The following is a 14,720-nucleotide window of genomic DNA, read 5'->3' on the forward strand; positions in this document are numbered from 1 at the left end:
GTATTCAAAACTCTGCGGGTCGGACAGAGGTTGCCGGGAACGTCACTCTCACCAGTGTACGCACGGATGCAATTGTCTCGCGGGTGGTGCACCGGTTGGGCGAATGACTTGGGTAGAGCGGCTGGGACGACGAGCAGAGTGGGGATCAAACGCCATGGTCAGGGCGTTAGGCATAAGGAGCATGGGCATAAACAAAACAGGAACATTCTGGTATCCTACGGTCCTGTGATGATTCTGCATTGTCCCCGCTATCCACACATCATCCACGGGAGATGTCCGATGACCCAGGGACTCGAACAGGAGTGTAGTCGTAAGTTGTGTAGCGTCACTGAGACTTTCAGAACCCATGCTTAGTTTTGCACGAAAGCCAGATCCAGCTCATGCTCCGATCTCTCCCCTGAGGGAGTTGGGCGCCTATGAGGCATTGTGGCTTAGGAAGGGAGCGACCTTCAAATCCATTGCCGAGAGATTTGCGGCTGACAAGGACGCGTTACCCTCTGATTTCGTGCCGCCGAGTGAATCCGAAGAATGCACAAGTGAGGTGCTGCAAACCTTCGATGCTGCTGGCGTTGGGCGGTTCGGGGTGCGCATCCATCATGCTGGCGACTATCCCCAAAAATTGCGTGACGCCAAACACCCTGTTGAGCTTCTGTACTTCAGAGGTATTTGGGACGTTGCTGAGACCCGATGCGTAGCTGTTGTTGGGAGCCGGAAGCCGAGCGAGGAGGGCGTGCAACGGGCTCGAATGATAAGTCGGGAGCTTGTCCAGCACGGCTTTACGGTGGTTTCCGGGCTTGCGACTGGAATTGATACTGCTGCTCACACAGCGGCGCTGGAGGCTGGAGGCCTAACCGTTGGGGTCATCGGAACACCAATTCACACGTCGTATCCGAGAGAAAACCGACAGCTCCAGGATGAGATTGCGCGAAACTACCTGCTGATTTCACAGGTTCCAGTGCTCCGCTATCTTAGGCAAAAGCCGCCGCAAAATAGGCTCTTTTTCCCAGAGCGAAACGCCACGATGAGTGCGCTGACCGAAGCAACAATTATCGTTGAGGCGGGAGAGACGTCAGGGACGCTGACGCAAGCGCGAGCAGCCTTGTACCAGGGCCGCAAGCTGATGATTTTGGACAGCTGCTTCAACCGCCCAGAACTGACCTGGCCCGCCCGGTTCGTGGAGCAAGGCGCAATTCGTATCAAAACGCTCGATGACATCTGGCATGCCCTTGACCAAAATGCCGCGTCTACAGCGAATTGAAAGCATTCATCTCCCTGATCACCCGCGATTGACACCAGACGATCGGTGTTGGTTTCTGCACGAGTACACGTCCCGCGGGGGGTTTAGCTACAGTCCAACCAATGATCTCATTAGCAATCTGAAAAAGAGCCCTTCCAAGAGAGGACGTCCCGAGTATGCGTACAAAAGACGAGCGATAGCTCGCTGCTCGAGGCTTTTCTCATGTGCCCTGGACGAACGTTGGCTCGCAAAAGCAACGCTCGTTCCAACCCCACCGTCAAAGGCACGCGATCATCCCGAGTATGACGACCGAGTGGTGCAGATTTGTCAGGGCATCAACGCGGATGTTGAGATTGATCTTCGCGAGATCGTTCGTCAGACGACATCGATGGATGCGTTCCACGAGTCGGACGTGAGGCCAACCGTGGAAGACTTGCTGGAGTGTTACGAAATCGATGAATCTCTTTGCGCGCCGCCACCCAAACAGATCGGCATAATCGACGATATGTTGACGGCTGGAACGCATTTTCGGGCTATGGAGATTTGCCTTCGCAACCGGTTTCCAGGCGTTCGGATCGATGGGGTCTTCATCGCCCGGCGTGTGTTCTTGCCCGACGATTAGGCTGTTCGGACACACGAAGTCTAAAACTAGTCCGTATCCTGTGTGGGCCGGGAACCCGCCGGCGGAACTCCCGGGTCATTCTTGTCAGCATCTTCGTCCGGTTCGAGCATCCGCAATATTCTCTCGGCAATACGCTCGACTTCTTCGGCTTCGGCCTTGTTCAAAGCGAAGCCCGAATTAATTCTATTTCCACGCCCTGATGCTCGGCTCATCGATGGTCGCCATTTCGTGCTCTGCTCAACGAACCAGCAAACTCTATCACCACAGGTTGTGGCAGCAAATGTCCGTTGCAGCGGGTGCGCAAGCGTTACCAACCTGGAGAAACCGCAATAGGCGAGACCCCCAGAGGGGCTTGTCACCGTTCACAAATCAGTGGAGCATGTCCGGTGGGTGTAGGAACCCGGACTGAGATAGGCTCCCCGTTGGCGCGGGGTAAGCCGAAGGGACGGCGCATTGGCGTGCGCGCGTCGACCTGGCCGCATATTGGCCGGGAGCGGTGCGCCATGTCCAGGGGTAACCTAAAAGCCACCGACCTGTCTCTCAGTCAGGTTCCTAACTCCCGGCTGCTGGTGCTGATTACCAGCGCGGCTGTAGGAAGCCCAACTGAGAGAACCAATCCATGAAAACCCAACTAGCAAGACGTGACGTGATGCGCGCAGGCGTCGCCGGCGCAGTAGCATGCTGTGTACCTGCCGCCGCTGTGGCGGATGGATCACCGAGAAAAGTTAGTAGGGAGAGTGTCATGAATGTTTGTACGACGACGTCCGAGTTCGAAGGACGGCCGCTGAACGCGGACGAATTCGCGCGGCGGATCTGGCAGCGCTACATCGAAGCGAATGTCGAATATATGAGGCTAAACGACGCCCATGAGGACGCGCGGTGCGGCACTTCCGAGGAAATCAGAGAACTCGAATGTCCGTGGACTCCCGACAGCGCCGGTCACATGGAGTGCATCCAGTTTGAGAAAACGGAAAACCACCTGCTGTATGAATTGGATCGCGTTGATCCGGTAAAGTGTGAGGACGGAATCTGGCTCGTTAGGGAGTTTCGTATCAGCAGTTCCGAGGCCGCGGCCATATTCCGATCTGCAAAGCGTTCGATAAAATGCCCGAGAAGGCCTGGCGGTCTTTCAGAAGACATGCTGCGATGGCAGCCGTATCCGGACGCCAACAGTGAGCAGGATGCGCTGGACACATCGAAGCGGCTCGCGGAGAAAGAATGGCGCTCTTGGAAAAGGAGAGTGTCGGCTATCCGGCGGAAGTACCGGGCCGAAGCGTTGGAGCAAGAGCTTCTTTGCTGGTTCGATGAACAAGTCTGCGGGCTGGCGCAGCAGATAGCCAACATGGATGTGACGGGAGCTGCTAGCAGGGCCGTCAAGCTGGCTCTGTATAGTGCGATCGAGGGTCGGTATGACATGGAAGCGATCGAAGCCACCGAAAGCGACACCATAGATGACATCGAGTTGGCAGCCATTGGCTCGGTATATCGTGAGGCCGCTGCAGCTGCTGGTTTCGATCCCATCGCCGAGTTCCGAGCGAACGCCTAGGTAGATTTTGGCTGATTGGCCGGCCGGGCGCCTACAGGCTCGGCCGGTGCACAGCTGCGAGCTCCCTTGCATTTGTGGGTAATCGACAGAATGACCATTGACTGCAGCCGGACGGATCCCTAGCCTCGCAGTTGTCATTATGACGACAGAGGCGCGAATCCATGAACTCACGTGAACTAGAGGGCCTGCTTGCCGCGCTGTCTGGCTATCCGCCTGGCGAGGTGGACAAGCGCATTCGTCCTTTGCGTGAGAAGTCGTTGATCCCCCACGGTCCCCGAGGCCCGTACGCATTTCAGTTGGAACCAATCCACGCAGCCCTTTGCGTGCTGTGTATGGCGGCACGACGCACCGTCGATGCAGCGTCGGTGGCGGTTCGCGCTATGGACCTCCAGCTCATTCCGCGGCCTGGATGCCCACTTGGGCCCAAGATGGCTCTGACAGTGGCGCTCGCAACGGCGTTTGTCGCCGGCTCTGAGGTTGTGCGACAGGTCGATGTCGCATCGGACGGGTCGATGGCTTGGATAGAGATGATCGTCGAGGGTGAGAAGTATCGCCTTGCGTTCACCGACAGCGAGAAAGTCAGACGCGCTGTGGCGCGACGCCCCGATACCTACGATGCGGTCGGAGCGGGCTGGTGCGGCCACGTTTTCACCATGCGGTCCGCCGCCATAGATCAGGTCATGCTGGCACTCAAAGAAGACGAGAGAGCAGGGTATGCGGATGGTTGAGCCATCGGTCAAAATCATCCCGCTGCGCAGCGTTCGGCTCGGGGAGCATCCCAGTTGCACCGGAGATGTGCTCGTCGTGGTCAACCAAGGCGACAGTGACGAATGCGTTTACCGGATCAGCCCAGAGGATCTCGACTCTACGGGTGAAATGTTCGTCTTGGCGGCCCAGCACCTCATCGCTCAAAACATTGACACCGACGATGAGGTCTGTGGCGCATGAGACTTCTCACGCCATCCGAAGCGGCGGCCCGCCTTAACGTCTCGAGGAAGACCCTCGACGCACACGTCAAGGCTGGCGAACTGCTCTTCATTAACGTTGGACGCGGAAGCAACAAGCCGCGACGTAGGTTCACCGAGTCCGATTTGGCGGACTTTATCGAAGCCCGAAGGGAGCGCGAGATTCCATGTCGGTCTACCGACCGAAAGGCTCGCCGTTCTACCACTACGACTTCCAAATGCGAGGTCGTCGCTTTCACGGCTCTACAAGGTGCAAGAGCCGACGGGAAGCAGAAGCGGTAGAGCGCGGAGAGCGCGAGCAAGCGAAGGATCTTCTGAAGCTCGCGTCAGGCGGGGCGGCGGCGCTCACGATCGACCTCGCGGCAGGGCGGTATTGGGCGGAGGTCGGCTGTCATCATGCGGACTCCGCAGGCACTTGGCGGGATATCGAACGGCTCATTGGCTATTTCGGCAGAGAAAAGCGCCTGGCCGATATCAACGACGATGAGGTAGCGCGGCTAGTCGCGTGGAGGCGCGGTCACCGGGTCAAGGGCAAGCCGAATGCGCCGCTCGTTTCACCGGCAACGGTAAACCGCTCCACGACACAGGTCCTGCAGAAGATATTCACCCGAGCAAGGCAGTCTTGGGGCATGCGCTTTGACCAGGAACCAAACTGGCGCACGCATCGCCTTAAAGAGCCGGACGAGATCTCGAGAGAGCTGAGAAGCGACGAAGCCGAAAGGATCGATGAGGCTATGAGAGCCGACTACGAGCCCTTTTTCGACTTCGCGCGAGCGTCAGGCGCCCGCTTGCGGGAGTGTTTGCTCCGGTGGTCAGAGATCGATTGGGGGACCGGGCAAATCACGAAGCGCGGGAAGGGCGGGCGCACCATCACCATACCGATCACGCCCGCTGTCCGAAGCATCCTTTGGCCATTGCGGGGCATGCATCCCGTTTGGGTCTTCACATACGTTGCGGCCCGCAGCCGCGACGGCCGCGTCAAGGGGCAGCGCTATCCGATCACGTACAGCGGCGTCAAAACCCAATGGCGCAGGCTCAGAGCGCAGGCTGACGTTCAGGGGTTTCGCTTCCACGACTTCCGCCATGACCTCGCAACGAAGCTTCTCCGAAAGACTGGAAATCTGAAACTCGTGCAGCGAGCGCTCAACCACGCCGACATCAAGACAACGACACGCTACGCACACGTGCAAACGGAAGAAGTAGCCGACGCGCTGGACGGCGTTCAAAAGTCCCGAAATTTGTCCCGAACCAAGCGTCGGAAAGCAAGCTAAGTCCATGGACAATCGAGAAGAAAAGCCATTGCAACGTCCGGTCTGGGGGACCGGGGGTCGGGAGTTCAAATCTCCCCGCTCCGACCACTCTTTTCCCTCACAAATAAATTGCGACGCCTGTGCCGACGTAGACTGCCGGCGCAGTGCAGACGGGCGCATGGCCGCTCTGCCGGCCAAAGGACGACCGTTCTCAAGATACGAGGATTGTTAGGGGTGGGGCGTTATTGGCGCTCTAACCAGAAGAAGCCCTGCCAGATGGCAAGGCTCCCTCCGTTTCCCTCGTGTGCCCCCGCGTCAACGCGCGTTGGGGCAATCTTACCGTCCCAATCTGGGCGAATATCGGGCAGCAAGACTCTTTGATGAGAAAGTCCCCAATCTGTTGCAGATGGGTGACGCCCCGACTGTCCACAGACCAGGTCTTGGGAACACAATTTTGTCATTTTCTTGAGGTCCGGGCTGGTGCTATTATCCGTGCCAGTGACGGAGTTTCCCTCCTCCGTCCAGGTTCCCCCCCAAACAGGAACCGGTTTGAAAGCCCCGGCAGCCCCCCGTCCGGGGCTTTCTTTTTGTCCGCTATCTCAATATTTAAACGCGAGCCTCTCAGGCGGTGTCTGCCGCTATGGCAAGGGCCGTCGCCTGGAGGAGGGCGCCAACGCCATTCCCCATATCAGCGCCATGATCAGGTAGAAGTGCCGCCAATGGTCGGTGTCGACAACAAAGCCCTCCACAGCAATTCCGAGAAACGCGGCCAGCACCACGATGCCGATGCCGTCACCCCCGCGGCCGCGGAGGACGAGCCGCAGCCCGAGAGCAATCGTCGTCAGCACCAGCAGTAGATAGAACGTCCCGCCGAGCCACCCGGTGTTCAGGTACATGTTGAGATAGACCTGATGCACATCCTCGGGATGATGAAGCCGGGCGAATTCCAGCGCGCCGATGCCGAGCGGATGCGATGCCACCAGCGCAGCCGCCTTCCGCTGGCCGCCGAAACGTCCTTCCGGCCCGACGTCATAGGACTGCTCCAAGCTCGCACGTTCGCCGAGCCTCTCGGAGATTTCCGGAACCGTCGCGATCGCGACCAAGCCGCCCACGACAACGAGGGCGCCCATGATCCCCAACGCCAGCAGCCTCACGCGCTTGCGGTTTGAGTCCGACATGACGAAGGCAAAGAACCCGTAGGCCAGCAGCCCCACGGCGGCATTCATCCAGGCGCCGCGTGAGAAGCTCAGCAGGGTTGCCAGGAGCAGCAACATCAGGACGGCGCTCCATAACAGCGCGCGCGAAGCGCGGCCGTTCAGCATGCCGTTCAAGGCGTAGAGGATCGCGGGCACCAGAAAGGCGCCCAGCACATTGGCGTCCTTGAAGGTGCCGCGCGCCCGGCCGAACTCGGTCAGGATGTCGTAAAAGGCCGGCACCAGGTTGAAATAGCCGATCAATGCGGCGAGGGAAGCAATGAGCCCAGCGGTCACGTAGGCCGACATGATCAGCTTCGTGTGCGGCGTCGGGTTTTTGGCGATGAAGGCGGCGAGAACGAACGAGGTAAGAGCGAGATAGAGCGTGATGGTGACGTGCTTCACCGGCACCTCGAAGAGACCTGCCTGAGTCGAAGCCACGAAGCCGCCCGCAACGATGCCGCAAAGCAGGAGCAGGTAAACGGACAACCCGCGGGGAAGGGCGATGAGGCCCGCGACAGGCAGGGCGATCGTGGCGCCGAGCAGCAGAACGTCATAGGGCGACGGTTCCACATAGACGAAGCAGCCAGTGACGATGACCAGCCAGAGATAGATCAACACCAGGCGCTTGAAGCCGGGCCGCACGTGACCACCAGATTGGCCTACCGAATGCGCAGTGGCAGGGACTTGAGCATCTACTCCGCCGAAGGCCAGGGACACGGCATCGCTCCTAGTAGGCGTTCTCGCCGCGGATCAGGGCGAGCGGCGTCATCAGGAGGATGTACAGGTCGAACGTCACGGACCAGTTCTCGATGTAGTAGAGATCGTGTTCCACGCGGCGTTCGATCTTTTCCGCCGTGTCGGTTTCCCCGCGCCAGCCGTTGATTTGCGCCCAGCCGGTGACGCCGGGCTTCACGCGGTGGCGTGCGAAATACCCATCCACGGCGTCATGATAGAGCTTGTCGGCCGCCTTCGATTGAAGCGCATGCGGGCGCGGGCCCACCAGGGACAGATCGCCCTTCAGCACATTGAAGAACTGCGGCAGCTCGTCGAGGCTGGTCCTGCGCAGGATGCGCCCGACACGGGTCACCCTTGGATCGTCACGCGTGACCTGTTCGAGGCCGTCGGGGCTTTCGCCCTCGACATACATCGAGCGGAATTTGAGAACGTCGATCGTCTCGTTGTTGAAGCCCAAGCGCTTCTGCCTGAACAGGACGGGACCTTTGGAGTCCAACTTCACGGCGATGGCGATCAGCGCCATGACCGGCGCCAGCGCCACCACGGCGAGGAAGGCGACGATCTTGTCGAACAGCCACTTCTTGACGACGTCCCAATTGGCTATGGGCTTGTCGGTAAGATCGATGAACGGCACGTTGCCGATATACGAATAGGTCCGCGGACGGAACCTGAGCGGGCTTCCGTGCACCGACAGGCGAATATCGACGGGCAGAACCTGAAGCTTCTTCAACAGGTGCAGCAAGCGCTGTTCCGCCGTGATCGGCAAGGTGACGATCAGCAGGTCCAGGCGCGAATTGCGCGCATATTCCACGAGCTCGTTGATATTGCCGAGCTTGGGATAGCCGGCGATGATCGGCGCGACCCGGTCGGCGCCGCGATCGTCGAACACCCCGACGATCCGAATATCCGCATCGGCGGACGCCTCGAGGGCCTTGATGAGATTCTCGGCCTCCGGGCCGCCGCCCACAATGACGGCGCGTCTGTATAGCCGTCCCTCCTTGAGCCATTGCCTGGCCGTGACCGAGACGATCAGCCGTTCGGCGAAGAGCACCCCGAGCCCGGACACGTACCAGGTGGCGATCCAGACGCGGGAGAAGTCGGCGCTGATCTTGCTGAAGAAGGCGATGCTCATCAGGCCGGCTATCACAATGGTCCAGGCGAAAACGACGCGCGTGAAGCTCGGTACGAAGGTATTGAAGGAGGGAACTTTGTAGAGACCGAACACATCCGCGATCATCATGTAGCCCAAGGCGGCAACGAAGATGGCGGCGAGATAGAAAAGGTGGGTCCGGCCTCCCTCGTATTCCACATAGCCGAGATAAATCGCCAGCCCCAGGAGCACGATGAGAAGGAACTCGGCGGCACGGACCACGCCCGAAACCACGACCGGCGGCAATAGTCGCAGCGTGCCGCCCCGGCGAATCTCTGCAAGCGGCGGGCGCGGCGCCTTGCGCCGATCCGGGAAGGGGGTTTCGTTGCCGCCTTTTTTCGCCCGGCGGTCTTCGGTGCGCTTGTGTGCGGCCGCGTCTAACTCGCTCATCCTTGATCGATCCCGAAATGCGGCATCTGCGGCCGCTCAAACCCGACACAGCGCACCGTCCGGCGGCGAGCTGTCGCATTGTCCCGAGCGGAACTATCGCATGGAGCAGCTTTTGGATCGGTTTAGCGTACAGCCAATCGGCCGACTGAGTAAGGCCAGGGTTAAGAAGCAGTTTAGGCGGTGCCGTCGGGGATTTTGTGCAGGCCCGCGCCGAGATCGGTGATGTAAAAATCGACCACTTCCCGGGTCATCATGTCGACCGAGAACATGTTCGCGACATGCTTCTGCAGTTCGGCGGCCCGCCGCAAATACGGTCTTGGGTCCGAAAGGAAGCTGCGCAATTGGCCCGCGAGCGCATCGACGTCTCCGGGCGGGATGAGCGGCATGGGAATGTCACCGATGATTTCCGGGATACCGCCAACCTTTGTGGCGATGATCGGCATCTGCGCGGCCGCCGCCTCCAGGAGAATGTACGGCAACGATTCAGCGAGCGAAGGAATGACCACGCAACGGGCGCGCACAAACGCGGTCCGCGCGGGCTGCGGGCCCGAGAACGTCACCTGCTTTGCGAGCCCCAGCTTGCGCGCCAGCCGCTTGAAATACTTCTCGTCAGGCCCCGATCCGACGATGATGGCCCGTCCGGGAAAGACGCTCTGCTGCTGAGCCAGCGCCTCCAGGAACACGTCGACGCCCTTGAGCTTGCGCAGTTCGCCGACAAACACGAAGTCGACGGCATCGTCGGCAAGGAGAGATTCGTAGAACTCGTGCCGGTGCAGCCCGTTGTAGATCACCCGGGCCGGGCACTCCGGGCGGCCGACGAGTTCCGCGTAGCGATTGCCGGCATACATGCTCTCGAAGATGAAGCCGTCGGTCATCGGCATGAGCTTGCGCTCGAGCTTGAAGTAAAGTTTGCCCGAAAGGGACGAGGGCGAATAGTGGACGACGCCGCCGTGGGGCGTGTACACGACCTTCGCATTTCTCTTCTTGCGAAGCGACTTTCCCGCCAGGCGCGCATAGGCGCCGCCTTTGGCGCCGTGACCGTGGAGCACGTCGACCCCCAGCTTGCGGCCAATCTTTGCGATCCGCCGGTAGACGCTCCAATCGCTGAGGTGAGGCTTGCGCGCCATGGGGATCCGCGTGAGGCCCAGGCTGCAACTGTCTTTCAGCCGGCTCAGCGCCACATCGCTATCCGCATCGCCCGTGGTGGAATCGCAGACAATACCGACTTCCGCCCCGAGTTCCGCTTGTCCCAGCGCCAAGTCGTGTACGTGTCGAAAGAGTCCGCCGACCGGCGCGCGCAGACAATGCAGTATTCGGAAATCTGAGCTCACGGGAACCGGAGGGCTTGAGGAGAAGTGGCGATCTCGCTCAGAGCATTAAAACACGCGTTGGAGGACGTAAATAGTGTCGCCTGGCTGGACGGGATAGTCGGTGGGGACCATGACGGTGGACATGACGCCGTCGAATTTGCGCGTGAGGCGGACGAAGCGCTGCTTGGCGCGCGGCGTGTAGCCTTCGGCGATGGCGACGGCGTTCTCGACGGTGAGGCCCTGGGCGAACGGATATTGGCCCGGGCGCGTGACCTGGCCGAGGATGTAGAAGGGCCGGTAGGTGATGACCTCGGCGGTGACCTTCGGGTCCTTGATGTATTGGCTGCGCAGGCGGCTGGCCACTTGGCGCGCGAGTTCGTCGGCGGTGAGGCCCCGCGCGCGAACCTGTCCGATCAGGGGCACGGCGACGGTGCCGGAGGCCGAGACCGTGTAGACGTTCGAGAGGTTCTGCTGCCCGAACACGATGATGCGGACGCGGTCGCCTGCATCCAGCGTGTAGTTGGCGTGGGGCACGACGGGGACGCCGGGCGGGGCGCGGCCTGCGCCGGGCGGGAACAGCCGGCCGGGGCCGGGCAGGGGCGCGGGCGTGGAAAGAGCGAGATCCGGCGTCCTCAGCCCTGGGATGGCGCCGCCTTTGCACCCCGACAGGCCGCTCGCGAGAACCACGAGCAAGAGGGTGAGGATTTTGGCACTGACCGTGATACGGCACGTGGTCATCAAGCGGCTCCAGGACGTCGTCGAACGACGCCCAAACAGGCGCCGATACGTCCCGAACCTACCCCCGGCATGGTTAATAAATGCTGATTTTCCGTGTCATTATGGTTTGCGCCACAATCGCCAAGCTCAGAAAACAGCCGTGCTAAACCGATGCGGCGCTTAAAGCTTTGGTTACGGCAATCTGGGCTTATTGCTAATGATTTGTTGATTCAAAGAACGAGTCTTGAACCGTGACGAACTCCTCAAGCGTGCCGCCGGCGGACGACATCGACCTGGGAAGTCTTGGGGCTGCGCTATGGCGCGCGAAGGGAAGGATCATCGCGCTGTCGTTGTTGGCCGGAGCGATCACTTTCATCGCACTGTCGATGATGCGTCCGCTCTACACCTCCGAAGCGCGCATTCTCGTTCAGAATGAGGAAACGGCGTTCACCCGTCCGACCAACGACCAGTCGACAGTGAACTATCGCGTCACCGTCGACGAGCAGACAGTCCAAAGCCAAGTGCAGGTTCTGAACTCGCGCGATCTCATTCTGCAAGTCGTCAAAGATCTCGATCTCACACAGAACGCCGCCTTCCTGCGCGATGCAGGGGGCAGCCCGATCGTCCGTCTGCTCAGAGCCATCGGCCTTGGGGGCTCGACTCAGGAGTCGCTGGAAGAGCGCGCCGCGAATGCCGTGGCCGAACATCTCACCGTGTTTCAGCTCTCGAACTCGTCCGTGATCGCGATCGAGTATACCTCCGGCGATCCGCAGCTTGCCGCGCAGGTCGCCAACAAGTTGGCGGATGTGTACATCACCTGGCAGCGTGACGCGAAGATCGAGCAAACTAAAGACGCGACCGCCTGGCTCGACGCGCAGATCAAGGCACTCCGCACGGCGACAGCCGAATCGGAAGCCGCCGTGGAGACGTTCAAGGCGTCGGAGGGTTTGTATGCCGGGAGCAACAACGTCACCCTCAACGCCCAACAGCTCTCGGAGCTCAACAGCCAGTTGATCCTGGCGGAAGCGCAAGAATCGGAGGCGCAGGCCCGCGCCAAGCTGATCAAGCAGATGCTGGCGACCAGCGGCGACATCGATGCAACCCCCGAGGTGCTGAATTCGCAGTTGGTGATCAATTTGATCGAGCAACGGGTTCTGGTGCAGCGCCAGCTTGCGGAACTGTCGGCGACCTTGCTGCCGTCCCACCCGCGCATCCAGCAGCTGAGATCGGAACTGGCCGACGTGCGCGCGCAGATCCGCACAGAAGCAAAGAAGGTGGTTCAAAGCCTGGAGAATCAGGCGCAGATCGCCGCGGCCCGCGAGGCCTCCTTGCGGGCAAGTCTCGAAGCCGCAAAGAGCCGGTCCTCGGGTCAATCCGAAGCGGAGGTCAAGCTCCGCGCCCTGGAGCGCGAGGCGAAGGCGAACCGGGACCTGCTGGAATCGTATCTTGCGCGTTATCGCGACGCCTCGGCGCGTCACGACGTCGGCGCAGTGCCGGCGCAAGCGGCGATCGTCTCGCGCGCCCACGCATCGGTCCTGCCGTCCTTCCCGCGGCGCGGACCCATCACGCTTCTTGTCATCGCTGCGACCGCGCTCCTGTCCATCGGGACCGTGCTTGCGAAAACGATCATCGTCAGCGGCGCGCCGCCGCGGCGGGAGACACCGTCGGACTTCTACGCGGGCGAGGAACTCGTCCCCAGTGAACCCGAGTACATGTCCCGTGCTGAAATGTTGGCCCTCACCAGGATGAACGCGCCACCGGCCAAGCCGGCCCCGGCGCAGCCGGCGCCAATCAAGCCGTCGCAAGGCAAGCCCAAGGGGGCCGGTGGCAAGCCGATCATCGAGGCTCGCCGGACATCCGAAACGCGCGGAAAGACGAAGGCCAAGCAACCTCCTTCCCAGCCGCAGCAAGCTAATCGGCCACCGGACGCAGCGAAGGGCCCGCAGTCCGACGCGGAGGCTGCCCGGGACAAGGCGCCTATGCCGCAGCCCACGCAAGGCTCAGTGAAGCCCAATGATGCGGGCGTGCCCAAGCAGACCGCCCCGGCAGGCGTCGTCGCAGCGGCGGCAGCGCCAAAGCCAGACACAGAGCGCGAAGCGGCACCAGCCGAAAAGCTCGCGGAGACGCCGAAGCGGGACGAGACCCAGAACAAGCGCCAGAGGTCCAAATGGCGCACGTCGAAGCCGGCAAAGCGGCCGTCATGGCTCGCGGTCAGCGAGCCCCGAAGCGCAACGCTCGATGCGCGGGAGCAAGCCACACCGGAGCAGGCTACGCCGGAAGCCGCCAAGCCGGCCGCGCCGTCGCCCGATAAGCAGGCTCAGCCTCCAAAGGCAGCCTCTACTGGGCCGGCCGAACCCCAAAATGCATCGGCACAGGGCGCATCGGCGCAAGAAGCGTCGGAGCGCGCCGAGACGCAGACCGAGGAAGGCACGAGCAAGGATACCGACGTTCTCGCGGCCCTAGCGGCTCCGGCCGCCGCCGCTGCGGCCAAAACCGCCATGTCCAAAACCGCCATGTCCACACCGGAAAAAACAGCCAGCCCCCCCAAGGAACCCGCTGCCAACAAACCGGCCAGCGAAGAAGCGGAAGACAACGCCGCTTCCACGTCCGAGCCACCGGCTTCGTCGACTACGGATTTCGTTCAACGGATCCGCCGAGACGCGATCAAGCGGAGCGAGGCGGAAGAGGCGGCTTCGTCCGCGAAAGGCCTGGCAGCTGGATTGTTCGGCCGCTTGCGCGGGAAGCAGGCGAAGGAAAAAGCCACGGAGAGCACCGACGAGTCGGCGGTCGCCTCGAAAGCGGCGCGAAACGATCATTCACAACTGCATGAAAACGAGAGTGAGATGGCAGCCCTCAGTCCCAATGACCTGCGTCATTACCTGACGCAGCGGATCGCGGCCTCCGACGAAGTTGACGAGCCGGAGATGCAGACTACCGCCGAACCGAACATGGAGCTGCCGGGGCCCGTGGTGGGGTCACTTCAGGAGGTCGTTGGCACGGTACTGAAGAGTTCGACCGGCGGTCTTCCCCGTGCGTTGCTTGTCTCCGGAACATCTGCTCGCTCGCCGTCACCACAGGCGGCCATCGACATCGCCCGGGATCTCGCGAGCCGAAACGAACAAGTCGTGCTTGTGGATCTCGCCAAGGGCGCAGCCGTCGTTTCCGGACGCTTGAACATGCCGCGCGTACCCGGCTTTTCCGACCTTGCCGCGCGCGCAGTGGATTTCGCCGATGTTGTCAATCTCGACGACGGAACGACGCTCCAGATCATTCCGGCAGGCAATCCGACCCTCAACGACGGGTACGATGCTCCGGACAACTTCATGCGGGTTTTCGAAGCGTTGACACAGACCTACGACTGCGTGGTCTTGCACGCCGACATGGGAGCCATCGATAGCCTGATGCCGGCCCTCAAGTTCGAGCTTCCGGTGGCCGTCGCGGTCTTGCCGCCGAGGACAACGCCCGAGGATCAACGGGAGCCGCTATCGGTCATTCAGCGTCTGGGATGTCCAATCGTTGTTAACGGCACGCCCATGAAGCACAGGCAGCGGCGCTTCTCGCTGTTCGGCCGCAAAGTCGCGGTTTGACCAACCCGTTCCACC

General features: G+C 61.1%; 12 protein-coding genes. 8 read left to right on the forward strand and 4 right to left on the reverse strand.

Going from position 1 to position 14,720, the window contains the following annotated elements; all coding sequences use genetic code 11:
- The first annotated feature begins 406 nt into the window (after positions 1 to 406).
- The 7 genes from GL4_RS09635 (at position 407) to GL4_RS09660 (ending at position 5,641) form a co-directional block, all read left to right on the forward strand.
- Positions 407 to 1,258 carry a DNA-processing protein DprA gene (locus tag GL4_RS09635; protein WP_342016306.1) on the forward strand — a complete coding sequence of 284 codons (852 nt, stop codon included), beginning with the start codon at positions 407 to 409 and terminating at the stop codon, positions 1,256 to 1,258.
- A 295-nt stretch (positions 1,259 to 1,553) separates the two neighbouring features.
- Positions 1,554 to 1,859: a hypothetical protein gene (locus GL4_RS17835; protein WP_208430881.1), complete on the forward strand. Its 306-nt coding sequence runs from the start codon at positions 1,554 to 1,556 to the stop codon at positions 1,857 to 1,859.
- A gap of 742 nt (positions 1,860 to 2,601) precedes the next feature.
- Positions 2,602 to 3,405, forward strand: a complete 804-nt coding sequence (locus tag GL4_RS09645) for a hypothetical protein (protein WP_045366981.1) — start codon at positions 2,602 to 2,604, stop codon at positions 3,403 to 3,405.
- Between the two features lie 161 nt (positions 3,406 to 3,566).
- Positions 3,567 to 4,133: a hypothetical protein gene (locus GL4_RS09650; RefSeq protein ID WP_045366983.1), complete on the forward strand. Its 567-nt coding sequence runs from the start codon at positions 3,567 to 3,569 to the stop codon at positions 4,131 to 4,133.
- Positions 4,126 to 4,353 (forward strand): hypothetical protein, encoded by a 228-nt coding sequence (locus tag GL4_RS09655; RefSeq protein ID WP_045366985.1) that lies wholly within the window; start codon positions 4,126 to 4,128, stop codon positions 4,351 to 4,353. The genes GL4_RS09650 and GL4_RS09655 overlap by 8 nt, the downstream gene beginning before the upstream one ends.
- A complete protein-coding gene (locus GL4_RS18225) occupies positions 4,350 to 4,652 on the forward strand; it encodes a helix-turn-helix domain-containing protein (RefSeq protein WP_082025600.1) in 303 nt (100 codons plus the stop codon). Before GL4_RS09655 ends, GL4_RS18225 begins: the two co-directional genes overlap by 4 nt.
- Entirely contained in the window at positions 4,538 to 5,641 is a 1,104-nt protein-coding gene (locus tag GL4_RS09660; RefSeq protein WP_045366987.1) for a tyrosine-type recombinase/integrase, read from the forward strand. Before GL4_RS18225 ends, GL4_RS09660 begins: the two co-directional genes overlap by 115 nt.
- A gap of 617 nt (positions 5,642 to 6,258) precedes the next feature.
- On the opposite strand, the gene GL4_RS09665 is transcribed toward GL4_RS09660, so the two are convergent.
- The 4 genes from GL4_RS09665 to GL4_RS09680 all read right to left on the reverse strand — a co-directional run bounded on the left by GL4_RS09665 (position 6,259) and on the right by GL4_RS09680 (position 11,139).
- Positions 6,259 to 7,458 carry an O-antigen ligase family protein gene (locus tag GL4_RS09665; protein WP_052464338.1) on the reverse strand — a complete coding sequence of 400 codons (1,200 nt, stop codon included), beginning with the start codon at positions 7,456 to 7,458 and terminating at the stop codon, positions 6,259 to 6,261.
- 85 nt (positions 7,459 to 7,543) lie between these two features.
- Positions 7,544 to 9,091, reverse strand: coding sequence for an undecaprenyl-phosphate glucose phosphotransferase (locus GL4_RS09670; protein ID WP_045366989.1), 1,548 nt, complete (start codon positions 9,089 to 9,091; stop codon positions 7,544 to 7,546).
- 173 nt (positions 9,092 to 9,264) lie between these two features.
- Entirely contained in the window at positions 9,265 to 10,350 is a 1,086-nt protein-coding gene (locus GL4_RS09675) for a glycosyltransferase family 4 protein (RefSeq protein ID WP_244462600.1), read from the reverse strand.
- A 117-nt stretch (positions 10,351 to 10,467) separates the two neighbouring features.
- Entirely contained in the window at positions 10,468 to 11,139 is a 672-nt protein-coding gene (locus GL4_RS09680) for a polysaccharide biosynthesis/export family protein (protein ID WP_045366991.1), read from the reverse strand.
- A 230-nt stretch (positions 11,140 to 11,369) separates the two neighbouring features.
- On the opposite strand from GL4_RS09680, the gene GL4_RS16760 reads away from it, so the two are divergent.
- Positions 11,370 to 14,705, forward strand: a complete 3,336-nt coding sequence (locus tag GL4_RS16760) for an exopolysaccharide transport family protein (RefSeq protein ID WP_052464341.1) — start codon at positions 11,370 to 11,372, stop codon at positions 14,703 to 14,705.
- Positions 14,706 to 14,720 lie beyond the last annotated feature (15 nt).

Origin of the sequence: Methyloceanibacter caenitepidi, from assembly GCF_000828475.1 — a bacterium.
GTDB classification, from domain to species: domain Bacteria; phylum Pseudomonadota; class Alphaproteobacteria; order Rhizobiales; family Methyloligellaceae; genus Methyloceanibacter; species Methyloceanibacter caenitepidi.